The organism is Azonexus sp. MM2026_4 (assembly GCF_055901855.1).
Genome location: NZ_CM148380.1, coordinates 3,524,131 through 3,539,619 on the forward strand (window position 1 = coordinate 3,524,131; position 15,489 = coordinate 3,539,619).

Annotated in this window: 17 protein-coding genes; 9 read left to right on the top strand and 8 right to left on the bottom strand. The window is 64.8% G+C overall.

Annotation, left to right across the window (positions count from 1 at the left end; genetic code table 11):
* Positions 1–49: 49 nt before the first annotated feature.
* The 3 genes from AC0KWY_RS16595 to AC0KWY_RS16605 all read right to left on the bottom strand — a co-directional run bounded on the left by AC0KWY_RS16595 (position 50) and on the right by AC0KWY_RS16605 (position 1,704).
* Positions 50–376: a hypothetical protein gene (locus AC0KWY_RS16595; protein WP_474026582.1), complete on the bottom strand. Its 327-nt coding sequence runs from the start codon at positions 374–376 to the stop codon at positions 50–52.
* Between the two features lie 310 nt (positions 377–686).
* On the bottom strand, positions 687–1,097 hold the full coding sequence (locus tag AC0KWY_RS16600) for a hypothetical protein (RefSeq protein WP_474026583.1): 411 nt from the start codon (positions 1,095–1,097) through the stop codon (positions 687–689).
* Positions 1,098–1,191: 94 nt separating this feature from the next.
* A complete protein-coding gene (locus tag AC0KWY_RS16605; protein WP_474026585.1) occupies positions 1,192–1,704 on the bottom strand; it encodes a hypothetical protein in 513 nt (170 codons plus the stop codon).
* A 778-nt stretch (positions 1,705–2,482) separates the two neighbouring features.
* Here AC0KWY_RS16605 and AC0KWY_RS16610 point away from each other — a divergent pair.
* The 9 genes from AC0KWY_RS16610 to AC0KWY_RS16650 all read left to right on the top strand — a co-directional run bounded on the left by AC0KWY_RS16610 (position 2,483) and on the right by AC0KWY_RS16650 (position 10,366).
* Entirely contained in the window at positions 2,483–2,908 is a 426-nt protein-coding gene (locus AC0KWY_RS16610; RefSeq protein ID WP_026687462.1) for a c-type cytochrome, read from the top strand.
* Between the two features lie 34 nt (positions 2,909–2,942).
* Complete coding sequence (locus tag AC0KWY_RS16615) at positions 2,943–4,322, top strand: cbb3-type cytochrome c oxidase subunit I (protein ID WP_474026586.1); 1,380 nt, start codon at positions 2,943–2,945, stop codon at positions 4,320–4,322.
* Between the two features lie 127 nt (positions 4,323–4,449).
* Positions 4,450–5,028, top strand: coding sequence for a cytochrome c oxidase subunit 3 (locus AC0KWY_RS16620; protein WP_474026587.1), 579 nt, complete (start codon positions 4,450–4,452; stop codon positions 5,026–5,028).
* Positions 5,015–5,311, top strand: coding sequence for a cytochrome C oxidase subunit IV family protein (locus AC0KWY_RS16625; protein ID WP_474026588.1), 297 nt, complete (start codon positions 5,015–5,017; stop codon positions 5,309–5,311). Before AC0KWY_RS16620 ends, AC0KWY_RS16625 begins: the two co-directional genes overlap by 14 nt.
* Complete coding sequence (locus AC0KWY_RS16630) at positions 5,308–6,108, top strand: CbbQ/NirQ/NorQ/GpvN family protein (protein WP_026687466.1); 801 nt, start codon at positions 5,308–5,310, stop codon at positions 6,106–6,108. The genes AC0KWY_RS16625 and AC0KWY_RS16630 overlap by 4 nt, the downstream gene beginning before the upstream one ends.
* A gap of 13 nt (positions 6,109–6,121) precedes the next feature.
* Positions 6,122–7,138: a 4Fe-4S binding protein gene (locus tag AC0KWY_RS16635; protein WP_474026589.1), complete on the top strand. Its 1,017-nt coding sequence runs from the start codon at positions 6,122–6,124 to the stop codon at positions 7,136–7,138.
* The gene (locus tag AC0KWY_RS16640; protein ID WP_474026590.1) at positions 7,139–8,989 is read left to right on the top strand and encodes a nitric oxide reductase activation protein NorD; all 1,851 of its coding nucleotides are present in this window, start codon (positions 7,139–7,141) and stop codon (positions 8,987–8,989) included.
* Between the two features lie 4 nt (positions 8,990–8,993).
* Positions 8,994–9,737, top strand: coding sequence for a Crp/Fnr family transcriptional regulator (locus tag AC0KWY_RS16645; protein WP_474026591.1), 744 nt, complete (start codon positions 8,994–8,996; stop codon positions 9,735–9,737).
* Between the two features lie 20 nt (positions 9,738–9,757).
* Positions 9,758–10,366: a hypothetical protein gene (locus AC0KWY_RS16650; protein ID WP_474026592.1), complete on the top strand. Its 609-nt coding sequence runs from the start codon at positions 9,758–9,760 to the stop codon at positions 10,364–10,366.
* A gap of 34 nt (positions 10,367–10,400) precedes the next feature.
* On the opposite strand, the gene darG is transcribed toward AC0KWY_RS16650, so the two are convergent.
* The 5 genes from darG to nirJ form a co-directional block, all read right to left on the bottom strand.
* The gene (gene darG / locus AC0KWY_RS16655; protein ID WP_474026593.1) at positions 10,401–11,477 is read right to left on the bottom strand and encodes a type II toxin-antitoxin system antitoxin DNA ADP-ribosyl glycohydrolase DarG; all 1,077 of its coding nucleotides are present in this window, start codon (positions 11,475–11,477) and stop codon (positions 10,401–10,403) included.
* Positions 11,477–12,121 (bottom strand): type II toxin-antitoxin system toxin DNA ADP-ribosyl transferase DarT, encoded by a 645-nt coding sequence (darT, locus tag AC0KWY_RS16660; RefSeq protein ID WP_474029747.1) that lies wholly within the window; start codon positions 12,119–12,121, stop codon positions 11,477–11,479. Before darT ends, darG begins: the two co-directional genes overlap by 1 nt.
* Positions 12,122–12,278: 157 nt before the next feature.
* A complete protein-coding gene (locus AC0KWY_RS16665) occupies positions 12,279–12,758 on the bottom strand; it encodes a hypothetical protein (protein ID WP_474026594.1) in 480 nt (159 codons plus the stop codon).
* Positions 12,758–14,299, bottom strand: a complete 1,542-nt coding sequence (locus tag AC0KWY_RS16670; protein ID WP_474026595.1) for a cytochrome D1 domain-containing protein — start codon at positions 14,297–14,299, stop codon at positions 12,758–12,760. The genes AC0KWY_RS16665 and AC0KWY_RS16670 overlap by 1 nt, the downstream gene beginning before the upstream one ends.
* Positions 14,296–15,489, bottom strand: a complete 1,194-nt coding sequence (gene nirJ / locus AC0KWY_RS16675) for a heme d1 biosynthesis radical SAM protein NirJ (RefSeq protein WP_474026596.1) — start codon at positions 15,487–15,489, stop codon at positions 14,296–14,298. The genes AC0KWY_RS16670 and nirJ overlap by 4 nt, the downstream gene beginning before the upstream one ends.

Consider the following 15,489-nt stretch of genomic DNA (forward strand, 5'->3'; position numbering starts at 1 on the left):
GCCCTGCGGGGCCGTTTTCCTTTGGTTTCTGCTGCTGAGCGTTCGGTACTTACCAGATGGAGATTGGTGGCAAGTTGGGTTGTCCGATGAGAAAAATGATCAGAGCGCCGATACAAGCCAAGCAACCGCTGATTGCGCCAACAATCAGAGCGATGCCAAGACGCCTTTTCCTTCCGGCGATGAATACTATCCCGGTGAGCAATACCGGAATCAGCCCCAGAAGGTAGCCGTGCTTGCCGAAACCGAGTTGTCCTATCCGGACCAGAATTGGTTTCAAGGGTGTGTCGAGTGCAAGCCACCAGATTGCCGTCCATCCAAGTGTCCAGACAAAACCGGCGAAAAGAGAGCTGGCCGTTGGGTGGGCGCGTAGCTTCATTTCTGGCTTGCTTTTGACGGCGTTTGGTTTGGCACCTTCAGTGGCTTTTCGCTGTTTTCGTCTGCAAAAGGACGAATTTCGGACTACCGGTTTTTCTTAAGCAATTCTCTCGCACAATATCGTTGAGTTGCCCATGACGGAGCCGTATGGTGGCCAGGCTGGGGCTTGTTTACCCGATTGAGCGTCGTTATCATGGAGACAGCCAGTGGGCGGTATGAATGAAATGGCTTTTATCGTTGAACTCTATCGACCATGCCTCAATGTCTTTGAGCACCAGATGCACCCTCTCAATCTGAATGCACATGGTGCGCTACAGGCCTGGGATGGCACAGTGCAGAAATGGTTGAGCAGGATATTCAATGCGCTTGGCTTGCCGAAACGCTTGAGTACAAGATAGTAGGAGTCGGTCTTCTTTGCCGGTAGCCTCGAAGGCTTGTGCGTACCGAGACACGATGCATGCGCAAGTCACCGCTCCCGCAACAAATATTGCCGATAGCGACAGCGCAATGAGTTCTGCGGAGTTTTTCATGTCCGACTTGTGCTGCACAATAGGAAACAAATAAACCGTGGTCCGGTTCCTATCGTTTTGATTGCAAGCGAATAGGTTTAATGATTTTTTTGTTAAATAGAAGTGTTCTTGATTGCTTAATCCAATACTGCGAACTGCTACTACAAGAATTTTTACATTCTGAATGCTCCCCTTGGTTGTGTATGCCGCCATGTCTTTTCCCCTCCATTCGTGGCGAAATTAAACCTGCTGGTCATTTATCTCCACTGTTTTTACGTAAGCTAGTTGGTGCATGCTTGGCTGTCTGTTAAGTGATTGAAAGCAGTACAGATATCTCACCAAATTTTGCTCGAGAAACTTTGTGTGTATGCCATTTAGACGATATTTCCTGCGGTTTTCCTTGGGAGAATTCCTGCAATGTAAAGCGGCGAAGGGATAGCGCATAATCACGAACAGTCATATCACCACTAAGCCCACCGCCTTGCACCAACTTAACCGTCTCTGTCTTTTGCTTCGATGGTTCGGTGAAGATAACAACACGTGCGGCGTTTTGTGGCACACGTGCCACTCCGTAGAAGGATTGCTGTGATAGTGGATTAGGTGGGCGAATACGGTGAACGTCCTGATAAATTGGGGGTTCAACAATAGCGATTGGCTCGAAGGATTTACTTAGAAACAGGAATGATGGAACAAACACCGTTGCAATTGGGACAAGAAGCCCAACGCGATAGGTGGAGAACTCGATGTATCTTGTTACATCCGCATTACCCAGATAGAGTCCAGCGCAATGCACAGAACCTGAAGCGTGGTGAGTTTGCATTGACCATTCATCTACCGTCACTCCCATCGGAGTTTTCGGGGCGCAGCCGGCGTATTCCAAATCACTTAGGCTTACGAGTTTGCTGGGAGAGCCTTGTTTGGCTAGGTTAGAGCATCCCACCAAAGCAAAACTCGAAATTAAAAACGATCGTCTATGCATAATGGCTAATCTGGTGGGTTGATGGATTGGGCTGCAGGCATCGAATCAAGAAAATCCGCCAATCGCGTTTGCTCGGCCCAGAGTAGACTCAGAACTTGTCGCGCGTATTGCTGGCGCTCCTCATTCAGCCTCTAAGCGGGTGTTGGTCGGACTCTCCTTGAATCTTTCCCGTGTAGCGGAGATGTGTAACTACACTGCGGAAAAGTCTTTTCATGCCGTGATCGTGCCGCGAATCAAATGGAATATCAAGGCTCGAGCCCTATCCCGTTTGTTGAGCAGTAGCATTGCGCAACAAGTGGATCGACACCAGCCCTCGTTGACTGGCAGTGGGTCTGGTGAAGCATTCGTTGCTGGGCAGTTCCGAGCGCGCGATGCATTATCTGTTCAAACGGGAAGTCAACCTCGCTTGCTTTGCCTGTTTTACCGAAATGACCTCGGTGGTGGATCGGTCTTTCGTCATCTCACTCGCCGTTCCCGCCTGCACTCTTCCCCACCAGTCAAGCACTCACACCCCCGCCAGCCGGCCGTTTCCGCCGGATTTTCGTTCTTGATGTACATCATGGATGGGCCGCCGGGCTGACGCGGACAATGCGCTCCACACCATGCACAGGAGCGCACGATGAGCGGAACTTTCACGAAATCGATGGCCCGGAATATTTTCTACGGGGGAACGGTCTTCTTCTTCCTCCTTTTCCTGGCTCTCACCTATGACACCAACCAGGCGCTGCCGAAGCGGGACAACAGCCAGAATCTGACGCCGGAGGTGATTGCCGGCAAGAAGATCTGGGAGACGCGCAACTGCATCGGTTGCCACACCCTGCTCGGCGAGGGCGCCTATTTCGCGCCGGAGCTCGGCAACGTCTATGTCCGGCGCGGTCCGGACTTCATCAAGGCGTGGATCCAGGCGCAGCCGACCGGCGCGCCGGGACGGCGGCAGATGCCGCAGTTCCATCTGAGCGACAAGGAACTCGACGATCTGGTGGCCTTCCTGAAGTACGCCTCCGAGATCAACACCGCCAACTGGCCGCCCAACATCGAAGGCTGAGCCCGCCGAGTTTCGACATTCAAGGAGTATCGCGATGCAATACAAGAGCCAAGCGGTTGCCAAGCCCTATTTTGTGGCGGCAATCGGCCTGTTCGTGGGGCAGATCGTCTTCGGACTGATCATGGGCCTCCAGTACGTGGTCGGGGATTTCCTCTTTCCCGCCCTGCCTTTCAACGTTGCCCGGATGGTTCATACCAACCTGCTGATCGTCTGGCTGCTGTTCGGTTTCATGGGCGCGGCCTACTACATGGTGCCGGAGGAGTCGGAAACCGAGTTGTATAGCCCCAAGCTGGCGCTCGGGCTGTTCTGGATCTTCCTCGTCGCCGGGGCGCTGACCATCCTCGGTTACCTGTTCGTGCCTTACGCCACGCTGGCCGAGATGACCGGCAACGACATCCTGGCGACGATGGGGCGCGAGTTCCTCGAACAGCCGCTGATCACCAAGATCGGCATCGTCGTCGTCGTCCTCGGCTTCCTCTTCAACATCAGCATGACCATGCTGAAGGGGCGCAAGACGGCGATTTCGATGGTGTTGCTGCTCGGCCTGTGGGGTCTGGCGATCTTCTTCCTGTTCTCCTTCTACAACCCGCACAACCTGGTCAAGGACAAGTACTACTGGTGGTGGGTCGTCCATCTCTGGGTGGAAGGCGTCTGGGAACTGATCCTCGGTGCGCTGCTCGCCTTCGTCCTGATCAAGGTCACCGGCGTGGACCGCGAAGTGATCGAGAAGTGGCTGTACGTGATCATCACCCTGACGCTGGTCACCGGCATCATCGGTACCGGTCACCATTACTACTGGATCGGCGCGCCGGAATACTGGCAGTGGTGGGGTTCGGTGTTCTCGGCGCTGGAACCGATCCCGTTCTTCGCGATGACCGTCTTCGCCTTCAACATGGTCAACCGTCGCCGCCGCGAGCATCCGAACAAGGCTGCCGTGCTGTGGGCGCTCGGCACCGGCGTCATGGCTTTCCTCGGCGCCGGCGTCTGGGGCTTCCTGCACACCCTGGCCCCGGTCAACTACTACACCCACGGTTCGCAGATCACCGCCGCCCACGGTCACATGGCTTTCTACGGCGCCTACGTGATGGTCGTCCTGACGCTGATCAGCTACGCCATGCCGATCCTGCGCGGTCGGGCCGCCAATTCGCCGCGGGCCCAGGTGCTGGAGATGTGGAGCTTCTGGCTGATGACCATCGCCATGGTCTTCATCACGCTGTTCCTGACCGCCGCCGGCATCCTGCAGGTCTGGCTGCAGCGCATCTCGACCGCGCCGCTGTCCTTCATGGCGACGCAGGACCAGATTTCGCTGTTCTACTGGCTGCGCGAGATCAGCGGCGTGATCTTCCTGATCGGCCTGGTGATCTACCTGATCAGCTTCTTCGTTAAGGGCGAAAGCCGGGTTGGCGCCCAATAACAAGTGAGTGGATAGTGGTGTTTTCGGGGCGGCGCGAGCCGCCCCTTTTTTGTCCACGTTGGCTGCGGCCGGACGAATTTAACACGCATCAAAGCCCCGCCCGGAGGCGGCGCCTAGACTGCGCGGCATGCAAGTCGATCTTTCCCCGCCGCCGCGTCATCTGGCCGGCGACCTCGCCATCTGGATCTTCATCCTCGCCGAGCTGCTCGCCTTCGGCGTCTTCTTCGCCGCCTACGCCTTCACCCGGGCCCGCCATCCGGCGCTGTTCGAAGCTGGCCAGCAACTGCTCGACCGCAACGCCGGCGCCATCAACACCCTGTTGCTGCTGAGCGCCAGCGCCCTGGTCGTCCGCGCCGTGCAGGGCGCGGCGCGTGGCGACGGCGCCCGGGCGGCTCCCTGGCTGCTCGGTGCCATCGTCTGCGGTTTCGCCTTCCTCGGCGTCAAGGGCCACGAATACGCGCTCGCCTTCGCCGCCGGCGTCAATCTGTCGGGTGGGCCGTTCCAGATGTTCTACCTGTCGCTGACCTTCTTCCATTTCATGCACGTGATCCTCGGCCTGGTCATCCTCGCCGTGCTCTGGCACGGCCTGCGTCGCGGCCACTACGGCCCGGGCGCGATGAACGGCCTGGAGAGCGGCGCCGCCTACTGGCACATGGTCAACCTGGTCTGGCTGATCCTCTTCCCGCTCGTCTATGTCATCCATTGATCCATCTTCCGCCAGCCTGCACGGCACGCCGGCGCGCACCGCGCTGCTCTGGCTGCTGCTGGTCCTCGCCACGCTGCTCACCTGGGCGCTCGGCGAAGGGCGGGGCGGCCCGGCGCTGACCGCCGTCCTGCTGCTGCTCGCCATCGCCAAGGGCAGCGTCGTCGCCCTCGAATTCATGGCGCTGCGCCGCGCGCCGCTGCTCTGGCCGGCACTGATCGTCGGCTGGCTGCTGCTGGTCGGCGTCGTCATCGCCCTCGCTTACTGGAAAGGAATGTCCGCATGAACGCCGCCGCCCCCGCCGACCTCACGCCCTTCTACGAACCCTGCGCCGACGAGGCGACGGTCTTCGAATCGGCCTGGAAGAACCGCCTGCCGCTCTTGATCAAGGGGCCGACCGGCTGCGGCAAGACGCGCTTCGTCGCCCACATGGCGGCGAAGCTGGGGCTGCCGCTGTTCACCGTCGCCTGCCACGACGACCTCACCGCCGCCGACCTGGTCGGCCGCCACCTGATCGGCGACGGCCAGACCGTCTGGTGCGACGGCCCGCTGACCCGGGCGGTGCGCGCCGGCGGCATCTGTTACCTGGACGAGGTGGTCGAGGCGCGCAAGGACACCACGGTGGTCCTCCACCCGCTGGCCGACGACCGCCGCCTGCTGCCCATCGACCGCACCGGCGAACTGCTGGCGGCGCCGCCGTCGTTCATGCTGGTGGTGTCGTACAACCCCGGCTACCAGAACCTGCTCAAGGGGATGAAGCCGTCGACCCGGCAGCGCTTCGTCAGCCTGCGCTTCGACTTCCCGACGGCGGAGCGCGAGGCCGCCATCCTGCGCCGCGAAACCGGCTGCGACGCCGACCTCGCCCGCCGCCTCGCCGGCATCGCCGCCGCCCTGCGCCAGTTGCGCGACCACGATCTGGAGGAAGTGGCGAGCACCCGCCTGCTGGTATACGCGGCGCTTCTCGTCGGCGACGGCATGGACCCGGTGCTGGCCTGCCGCAGCGCCATCGTCGAAAGCCTGACCGACGATCCGGAAGTCGCCGAAGCGCTGATGGAGGTGGTATCCGCCACCTTCGGCCGCTGACCGGGGCAGGACGATGAACGGGGCAGGGGGCGCCGCCCGCCGGGTCATCCCGATCCGCAACGCCGGTGCGCCGGCGGGACTGCAGCGGCGGCGGCTGGCCTGGCAGGCGGGCTTCTTCGTCCTCTTCGTGCTGGCGCCGGTGTTCGACCTCTTCCGCTACGACCTCAACGCCGGCCACGCTTGGCTGCTCGGCATGGAATGGCGGCTCGGTCTCGACGATTTCATCGCCGGCCGCATCGGCGCTGGTGAGGCCGCCGGCAACGTGCTGTTGCGCCTGTTCCTGCCGCTCCTGGCCGGCGCCGCGCTGTTCCTCGGCGTCGCCCGGCGCTGGGGGCGGCTCTATTGCGGCTGGCTGTGCCCGCATTTTTCCGTGGTCGAAACCATCAACACGCTGATGCTGCGTGCCTCCGGCAAACCCAGCCTGTGGGAGAAGGAAATCCTGCCGCCGTGGCAGCCGGATGGCCGGTCGCGCCACATCGACCGCCGCTGGTGGCTCTTGGTGGTGCCGGCGGCGGTGGCCTTCGCGCTGTGCTGGGCGGTGGTGCTGCTCACCTACCTGCTGCCGCCGGCCGAGGTCTACGGCAACCTGTGGCGTGCCGCGCCGACGCGCAACCAGGCGCTGTTCATCGGCGCCGCCACCGTCGTCCTCAGCCTGGAATTCCTCTTCGCCCGCCACCTGTTCTGCCGCTACGCCTGTGCCGTCGGCCTCTTTCAGTCGCTGATCTGGATCGGCAACCGCGACGCCATGGTGGTCGGCTTCCAGCGCGCCCGCGGCGCCGCCTGCAACGACTGCCTGCCGGACCGCCAGGCCGCCTGCGACATGGTCTGCCCGATGCGCCTCAACCCGCGCAACATCAAGCGCCACATGTTCACCTGCACCCAGTGCGGCCAATGCCTGAGCGCCTGCGCCGAGAGCCAGGTGGCCAACCCGGACGGCCCGCTGCTGCACTGGGTGGCGGCGGCCGCGGCGCGCCGCAACGAGGCCGGCTTCCGCCCCGGCAACCGCCTCGCCGACGAGAGAGATAATTAAATGGAAGAATGGGTCGGCAAGCTCTGGCATCGCTGGGTGACGCGCGCCGCCGGCGCCGAGTATCCGGCGGCGGTCGTCGAGTTGAAGGCGATGCAGCGCCCGCTCGGCATCTATTTCCGCGCCCTCGGCGGCGACCCCGGCCTGCGTCTGGCCGCCGCCACCAATGACGCCCACGGCGCCCGCCGTTCCTGGCTGGCGCGTGTCGCTGGCAACGGCGAGCGGCAGGCGCAGGCCCGCATCGACCTCGCCAGCCTGCGCCTGCCGGCGCGCCTGGCGGTGTTTCCGGAGCGCGCGCTGAACCGCGACCTCTATTACTGGCTGGCGGCGCAGGCGGCCTGCCTGCATCGGCTGCCGGCGGCGCTCGCCGGGGCCGGCCCGGCGACCCGCAACCAGGCGGCGACGGTCGCCGCGCTGGCCGACTTTCCCGGTCTGGCGACGCGTTACCGGCGCCTGGTCGCTGCCTACCTGCCGCTGCGCCTGGCGCCGGCACAACTGCCGCCGGCCGAGGCGGCGCTGGAAAACGCGCTGCGCCAGGCGCTGCTGGAACCGGGCAGCGTTAGCGCATGGCCGCAACTGCCGGCCGATGCCGCGCCGGCCGCGCCGGTGCTGCTCTGGTGCGAGGCCGGCGCCGTTGCCGCCGGCGCGCCGAACAAGAGCAGCGACGGCGGCGCCGAGGCCGCCGGTGCGGTGCAGGACGGCGGCGCCCAGGCGCACCGCGCCGAGCGCGTGGATGCCGGGCCGCAGCGCGACGGCATCATGATGTACTTCCGCGCCGAAAGCCTGCTCTCGGTGGCCGAATTCATCCGCGTCAATCGCGGCGTCGACGACGATCCCGATGCCAATGCCGCCGAGGTCGCCGCCGACCTCGACCGCCTGTCGCTGACCGAAGCGGCGCCCGGCGAGCGGGTCGCCTCGCGGGTGCGCTTCGACCTCGACCTGCCGTCGGCGGCCGAGGACGACATCGTGCTCGGCCCCGGCCTGCGCCTGCCGGAATGGGATTACCGCAAGGGCCGCTTGCTCGACGACCACGTCTGCCTGCAGGAGCTGGCCTCCCGCCATGCCGTGCCGACGCCGCTGCCGCCGCGCCTGCGCCGCACCGCGCGCCGTCTGCACCAGCAGTTCGCCGCCCTGCAGCCCGGCCGGCGTTGGCTAAAGGGGCAGCCCGACGGCAGCGAGGCCGACCTCGACGCCGTCGTCCGCGCCTGCACCGACCGCGCCTGCGGCCGCCATCCCGGCGAGCAGCTCTACCTGTCGCTGGAACGGCGCGAACGCGACCTTGCTTGTCTGGTGCTCGCCGACCTCTCGCTGTCCACCGACGCCTGGGTGTCGAGCGAGGCGCGCGTCATCGACGTCATCCGCGACGCCCTGCTGCTGTTCGGCGAAGCGCTCGCCGCCACCGGTGATGCCTTCGCGCTGTGCGGCTTTTCCTCGGTGCGCCGGCAGCAGGTCCGCTTCCATCGCCTGAAGGATTTCGGCGATCCCTTCGACGACCGCATCCGCGGCCGCGTCCAGGCCATCCGCCCCGGCTACTACACCCGGCTCGGCGCCGCCATCCGCCGCGCCAGCCAACTGCTCGACGCGCAGGCGGCGAGCCGGCGCATCTTGCTCATCCTGTCCGACGGCAAGCCCAACGACCTCGACCTCTACGACAGCCGCTACGGCATCGAGGACACCCGGGCAGCGGTGCTCGAAGCGCGCCGCCTCGGCCTGCTGCCCTTCTGCCTGACGATCGACCGCGAAGGCGCCGGCTACCTGCCCCATCTGTTCGGGCCGCAGGGCTACGCCGTGCTGCGCAAGCCGGAGGAACTGCCGCTCCATCTTCCGCTGTTCTACGCCCAACTGACGAGGTGAGGCCATGATGACCTGCATTCCCCGGCCCGATTTCGACGACCATGCCGCCAGCGACCCGGCGCTGCTCGAAGTGGCGCGCATCCTGGCCGGTACGCCGCTGTTCTCCGGGTTGCGCCCCGACGACCTGCTGCGCCTCGCCGCCGGCTGCCGGCGCGAGCACTACGACAAGGGCAATATCCTGTTCCACAAGGGCGACCCCTGCCACGGCTTCTATCTGGCGCTGGAAGGCCAGATCAAGCTCGCCTTCATCTCCCAGGACGGCAACCAGAAGGTGGTCGAGATCATCCGCCCCGGCCAGACCTTCGGCGAGGCGGTGATGTTCATGGAGCGCCCCTACATGCTGATGGCGCAGGCGCTGACCGACTGCCGCCTGCTGCATATCGCCAAGGACGCGGTGTTCGCCGAACTGGCGCGCGACCCGCAGATGTGCCGCAAGCTGATCGCCGGCCTGTCGATGCGCCTGCACCACCTGATCGGCGACCTCGAAGCGCACTCGCTGCGTTCCGGCCGCGAGCGCATCATCGGCTACCTGCTGCGCGAGGAGGAAATGGCCGGTCCGGTCGCCAGCGCCGGCGCGGTGACGATCCGCCTGCCGACGCACAAGGGCACCATCGCCTCGCGCCTCAACCTGACCCAGGAACACTTCTCGCGCATCCTTCACGAACTGGTCGACGAAGGCCTGGTCGTCGTCCAGGGCCGCCTCATCCACGTCCCCGACATCGGCCGCCTGCGCGCCGGCCTCGTCTGACCTCGTCCAAGGAACCCGCCATGTCCTTCCCTGAGTTCTACGAACACGTTCCCCGCCTGCGCCTGCGCGATCCACTGGCCGGGCTGCTCGGCGCCAGCGCCGACGGCATCCTCGACTACGGCTACGCCGACGCCGTCCGCCTGGCCGGCCATTCCTGCCCCACCGTCGCCGCCGCCTACTGGCTGACCTGGCGGGCGCTGGCGCTGCTCTACGGCACGGCGCTGCCGGTGCGCGGCGAAATCCGCGTCAGCTTCCGCCAGCCGCGCGACGAAGGCGTCACCGGCGTCACCGCCGCCGTCGTCGGCCTCCTCACCGGCGCCGCCGGCAGCGAAGGCTTCAAGGGCCTGGGCGGCCGTTACGCCCGCCGCGGCCTGCTCAACTTCGCGGCGACCATCCCGCTCGACCTGCGCTTCGAACGCCTCGACACCGGCGCCCGCGTCGACGCCGCCGCCTACCCGCAACAGGTGCCCGCCGATCCGGCGCTCTCCGACCTGCTCGCCGCCGTCACCTTCGGCACCGCCGACGCCGCCGCCCGGCAGCGCTTCGGCGAAATCTGGCAGGACCGCGTCGCCCGCCTGCTCACCGAACACCGCGATGATCCGGCGGTGTTTGATCTACGAGTTGCGTGAGGGGGCGAGTTCCGGGTTTTGCCGAGTCCGGCCCTCAAGCCGGCACGGTGGTCGCTTGTGTCAGCCGATTCAGGGCAATGCCCAGCGCCCGGTCGTCGAACAGGCGTTCCTTGCGCGCCGCCGCGTCCGGGCCGCCGCGCCAGCGATGCAGCCCAGCGCGCAAGGCAGGAACGTTGGGGGCGACGCCTTCGCGGGCAAGCAGCCAGTCCACGGTAGCCAGCAATTCCATGCCAAAGGGGGATTCGAAGCCATCGATCAGTGCGGCGGTGGATTCCAGCGCTTGCGTGTAGGCTTTTGCCTCGCTCTTGAGATAGGTCTGTACGAAAGCCTTGCGCTCATCGTCGAACCAGATCACGTCCAGCGGATCGGCATCGCTGATACGTTTTTCGGAGTGCAGGTAGCTGCCGTCGAGATTGTTCAGCAGATGGTCAAGTCGGTTGGCGTAGGGGCCGTACTTGTGCGGCGCGAACTGCAGGTTCAGCGGGTTGTCGCCGGGGTTGTGACGCTCGATGGCGCGCTCCAGGAACCACGCCAGCTTCTGTATCTCCAGCAGGCTGCACTCCATGCCCAGCACCCAGTAGCGGCGCACCAGTTCGGCAATCAGTGCGCGGGCCGGGGTGAGCTTCTCGACGCCGCTGCGCTTGGCTACGTTCTGATATTGTCTGGTGGGCTCGAACACCAGGATGTCGATATCCAGATCGCCCAGTGCCTGCTCAATCTGTTCGCGTACCTCGACCCATTCCAGCCCGCCATTGCCCGCACCCAGTGGCGGAATGGCAATGGACTTGACCTGCTGCTCAATCAAGAAGCGCTTCAAGTCCTGCAGTCCTTCAACAATCCACTCCATGCGCGAGGGCGCCCGCCAGTGCTGCTTGGTGGGGAAGTTGACGATCCACTGCGGGCCATCCAACTCGTGTACCTGCGTCACGAACATCTTGCCGGTTTGCACTTCCTTGGCTTTGCAGGCTGCAGCGTAACGGCGGAAGTTCTCGTCGAAACGCTCCTTGAACATCAGCGCGATGCCCTTGCCCATCACCCCGACGGTGTTGACCGTGTTGACCAGCGCCTCCGCGCGGGCCGCCAGCAGATTGCCTTGAGTGAATGTGATCATCAGAAGTACCACCCTGTTCTGGCATGAACCGGCAGGTTCAGATTTCTGGCCTGTATTTCCGGTTCGATACGTTGTTTCAATGCTTCCGTGTAGCACACGATGCCGCGAAGTCCGCACACCGGCAAGTGCTGATGAACCAGCGCTTCAGCCTGATAGCGCTCGAATTTGGCGGGGTCTTCCGGGTCCCGCTTGAAGTCCCGCCTTTGCAGCAGGGGCCAGTCGATCTTGTCCAGATCGGCAAGGTCAGCGTAAAAGTTTGCCCACTGGTAGTAGGCGTGGCTATCGGTAAATAAAAACTGCAAGCCCAGTCCGGCAATGTGATGCAGGCTGGAGACCAGAATCACGATTTCCTCATTCGGCCGTTTTGGTATACCGCCCCAACCGGTGTGGATGTTGCGCAGCATGGGTGAAAACGGCGTGAAGTAGAACGGCACATAGTCGTTCAACAAACCTCCGGGCGGCAAAGGGACCGGGTGATTGGCCCGCTTGTCGATCAGTTCCGGGTTGCCGATATTTACCCAGGCTGGCGCCTTCAGCGCACTGTTGCCGCAGTGGAGGCCGTTGTCCAGAATCCACGGCAGGTTGTCGCGATGGACAATGCGCCAGATCAGCGCCTTCTCGGGATTAAGGTTGGGGTAAATCATCAAGGCTCAATCGCCGTGGCATCGTGCGTACCTGAGGGGCGAATACCGACTATGCAACGCTTCATGGCGAATGAATTGGAACGCCCAAAAAATCGGCGTTCATTGTATCAGTCCGACTCAGGCATGACGAGACGCCGGGAGTGACGTAATACTGTTCTCAACCCCACCCATGCGCCCCGGCTACCGCGAAGCCGGTGGTGAGCAGGCTGAGGGTGAGCAGCAGCCAGTGCAGGCGGCCGAGGAGGCGTAGCGGCAGGGCGGGGTCGCGTTGCGCGAGGTGGCGCAGCAGGCGGTGGAAGAAGAGCGGTTCGATGACGAAGAGGAGCAGCGTGAAGAGCAGGTAGATGGCCAGCATCGCGTGCATCCAGAAGGCGTCGGGGGTGGCGAAGCGGAACCAGAGGTCGAGCTTCCAGACCATGAACAGGCCGCTGCCGCCAACCAGTTGCGTGGTCCAGCGCGCCTGGCGGCCGAAGCCGCGTTCGTAGCGTTCGAATTCGGCGAGCTGGGCGGCGACCGGGAAGTCGCGGCGGATCGCCGGCAGCAGCGTGGTGGTGACGAAGGCGACGCCGCCGATCCACAGCACGACGCCGATCACGTGCGCGGCGCGGGCCAGCCAGAGGGCGCTGAAATCGTCCATCAGTGGCTGGTTCCTTCGTCCTTGCGCGTCTTGTTCCAGACGTTGTACTTGCCGACCGGCTTCTTCATCGGCAGGCGCTTCACCTCCTGCAGCGTCTGCATGTCGTAGACGACCAGCGCGCCGTCCATTTCCCACAGGCTGGCGAGCGCGTAGCGGCCGTCGCGGGTGAATTCGACGTGAGCCAGCGTCTGGCCGGGCGGGGCGGTGAATTCGCGCACCACCTCGAGGCTTTCCTTGTCGATCAGTTGCAGGTGGTTGCGCCCTTCGCGGCTCATCATCGAATCGACGAAGGCGTAGCGCGACTGGCTGTGGCTGCGCAGGAAGAAGCCGGGGCCGCGGGTCGGGATGGTCTTGACCAGCTGCCAGTCGCTCATGCCGATGACGCTGACTTCGCCGGTCTTCAGGTTGGTCGAGGCCATCACCGGCTTGCCCTGCCAGGTGAAGGTGATGCCGGAGCCGAGGTGGGGCATGCCGGGCAGCGCCAGGTCGGCGACCTGGCGCCGGATGTCGAGGTTGACCACCTGGCCCTTGCCGTCGCGGCTGGCGCCCATGACGTGGGTGTAGCTCTGATCGAAGAAGAAATCGTCGAGCACGGTGTCGAGCGGCGTCCGCCGCGGATGCAGGTAGCCGGGGCGGGCAATCGCCTCGCCCATCCGGTAGTCGTGCACCAGGCCGTCGTGGATCGGCGCCGCCTGCTCGTCGTAGCTGATTTCCCAGACTTCCGGCAGGTCCTTCAGCGCGGCGATGAAGCTTTTGCGCGGCGAGGCGTCGTACACCGCCGAGACGCGCGAGCTCTGGCGGCCGTCCAGGCTGGCGGCGGCGATCGTCTTGAGCAGGCGCAGCTCGCTGTCGAAGACCACCAGGTTGCCGGGCAGGGTGTTGGCGACGATGACCAGGCGACCGTCGCCGGAGACGGCGGCATTGCGCGTGTTGAGGCCGGCGCGGACTTCGGCGACGGTGGTCAGGTTCCACAGGTCGAACTTGCTCAGCCAGCCGTCGCGCGAGGCGAAATAGACGTAGCGGCCGTCCGGCGAGAACTTGGGGCCGCCGTGCAGGGCGTAGCGCGAGGCGAAGCGGTGGATCGGTTCGAGGCGGTCGCCGTCGAGGATGCTGACGTGGTGGTCGCCGCTTTCGACGACGACGAAGAGGTTGAGCGGGTCGGCGCGGAATACCGGGCGGTCGGCGAGCGTCGCCGGATCGACGTGCTGGATGCGCGAGGTGCGGATGTCGGCCTCGCTCCAGGCCGGTGCCGGTGTCACCGGCTGGTAGAGGTAGTCGGTCAGCGCCTTGACCTGGGCGTCGTCGAAGCGGGTGGCGAAGGCAGGCATCTGGGTGGCGATGCGGCCGTCGCGGATGGTCTTTTCGGCTTCCGGGCGGCGCAGGCGTTCGAGGTTTTCCGGCAGCAGCGCCGGGCCGATCCCGCCGAGGCGGTCGGCGCCGTGGCAGGAAGCGCAGTGCTGGCGGTAGAGGGCGGCGGGTTCGGCGGCGCTGGCGAAGAGCGGCCAGACGATGGCGAGGCAGAGCAGGAGGCGGGCGGTCATGCGACTTTCTCCAGGCGGGGCCACGGCGTGGTCCGGATGCGTTGGCTGGCGGCGCCGCCGATCTCGGCGTCGTCGAGGTAGCAGCCGGGGTCTTCGGCCCATGGATTACCGGTGACCTGCTCGGCGCGCACGCGCGAACTGCCGTTGCAGATGGCAAGGTAGCGGCAGCCGGCGCAACGCCCTTCGAGGCGGCGCGGGTGTTCGCGCAGGCGCTCGAGCAGCGGGTTGGCCGGGTCGCTCCAGATGGCGGAGAAGGGGCGCTCGCGGACGTTACCCAGGGTCTGGTGCCACCACATGGTGTCCGGGTGCACGTTGCCGAGGTTGTCGATGTTGGCGACGTTGACGCCGCTGGCGTTGCCGCCCCACTGGCGCAGCTTGGCCAGCAGGTGGGGCAGGCTCTGCGGGCAGCGGCGGGCCGCCCAGTGCAGCAGGTAGACGCCGTCGGCGTCGTTGTTGCCGGTGACGAATTCCTTGTCCTCGCCGCGCCGCAGGCTGTCCAGGCAGGTGTCGAACAGGAGGTCCATGGCGGCGCGCGTGCTGGCGTGGCGGGCGTCGTCGGCGCGGTGCTTGTTGCCGCGGCCGGCGTAGTTGAGGTGCGAGAAGTAGAACTTGTCGATGCCCTCGTCGGCGACCAGGCGCAGCAGCGCCGGCAGGTCGTGGGCGTTGTCCTCGGTCATCGTGTAGCGGACGCCGACCTTGATGCGCCGTTCGCGGCACAGCCGCAGCGCCGCCAGCGAGGCGGCGAAGGCGCCTTCCTGGCGGCGGAAGCGGTCGTGCGTGGCGGCGATGCCGTCGAGGCTGATGCCGACGTAGTCGAAGGCGATGGCGTCAATCAGGTCGATGTTGTCGCGGTCGATCAGGGTGCCGTTGGTCGACAGCGCGACGTAGAAGCCGAGGCGCTTGGCGCGGCTGGCGATGCTGTAGATGTCCGGGTGCAGCAGCGGCTCGCCGCCGGAAAGGATGAGCACCGGCACGCGGAAGGCGCGCAGGTCGTCCATCACGGTGTTGATTTCGTCCGTGCTCAGTTCGCCGGGGAAGTGCTTGTCGGCGGAGATCGAGTAGCAGTGCTTGCAGGTCAGGTTGCAGCGGCGCAGCAGGTTCCAGATCACCACCGGGCCGGGCGGGTGGCGGCGCGGACCGGCCGGCGTCGGCTGGTCGATTTCCCTGAGGAACTGGCTGATGCGGAACAT

Excerpts from the sequence above, each read along its gene's own strand:
- AC0KWY_RS16630 (WP_026687466.1), top strand. The coding sequence starts at position 5,308 with ATGAACGCCGCCGCCCCCGCCGACCTCACGCCCTTCTACGAACCCTGC.
- AC0KWY_RS16615 (WP_474026586.1), top strand. The coding sequence starts at position 2,943 with ATGCAATACAAGAGCCAAGCGGTTGCCAAGCCCTATTTTGTGGCGGCA.
- AC0KWY_RS16610 (WP_026687462.1), top strand. The coding sequence starts at position 2,483 with ATGAGCGGAACTTTCACGAAATCGATGGCCCGGAATATTTTCTACGGG.
- AC0KWY_RS16595 (WP_474026582.1), bottom strand. The coding sequence starts at position 376 with ATGAAGCTACGCGCCCACCCAACGGCCAGCTCTCTTTTCGCCGGTTTT.
- AC0KWY_RS16625 (WP_474026588.1), top strand. The coding sequence starts at position 5,015 with ATGTCATCCATTGATCCATCTTCCGCCAGCCTGCACGGCACGCCGGCG.
- darG (WP_474026593.1), bottom strand. The coding sequence starts at position 11,477 with ATGATCACATTCACTCAAGGCAATCTGCTGGCGGCCCGCGCGGAGGCG.
- AC0KWY_RS16645 (WP_474026591.1), top strand. The coding sequence starts at position 8,994 with ATGATGACCTGCATTCCCCGGCCCGATTTCGACGACCATGCCGCCAGC.
- nirJ (WP_474026596.1), bottom strand. The coding sequence starts at position 15,489 with ATGTTCCGCATCAGCCAGTTCCTCAGGGAAATCGACCAGCCGACGCCG.
- darT (WP_474029747.1), bottom strand. The coding sequence starts at position 12,121 with ATGATTTACCCCAACCTTAATCCCGAGAAGGCGCTGATCTGGCGCATT.
- AC0KWY_RS16605 (WP_474026585.1), bottom strand. The coding sequence starts at position 1,704 with ATGCAAACTCACCACGCTTCAGGTTCTGTGCATTGCGCTGGACTCTAT.
- AC0KWY_RS16670 (WP_474026595.1), bottom strand. The coding sequence starts at position 14,299 with ATGACCGCCCGCCTCCTGCTCTGCCTCGCCATCGTCTGGCCGCTCTTC.
- AC0KWY_RS16640 (WP_474026590.1), top strand. The coding sequence starts at position 7,139 with ATGGAAGAATGGGTCGGCAAGCTCTGGCATCGCTGGGTGACGCGCGCC.
- AC0KWY_RS16600 (WP_474026583.1), bottom strand. The coding sequence starts at position 1,097 with ATGGCGGCATACACAACCAAGGGGAGCATTCAGAATGTAAAAATTCTT.
- AC0KWY_RS16620 (WP_474026587.1), top strand. The coding sequence starts at position 4,450 with ATGCAAGTCGATCTTTCCCCGCCGCCGCGTCATCTGGCCGGCGACCTC.
- AC0KWY_RS16650 (WP_474026592.1), top strand. The coding sequence starts at position 9,758 with ATGTCCTTCCCTGAGTTCTACGAACACGTTCCCCGCCTGCGCCTGCGC.
- AC0KWY_RS16665 (WP_474026594.1), bottom strand. The coding sequence starts at position 12,758 with ATGGACGATTTCAGCGCCCTCTGGCTGGCCCGCGCCGCGCACGTGATC.
- AC0KWY_RS16635 (WP_474026589.1), top strand. The coding sequence starts at position 6,122 with ATGAACGGGGCAGGGGGCGCCGCCCGCCGGGTCATCCCGATCCGCAAC.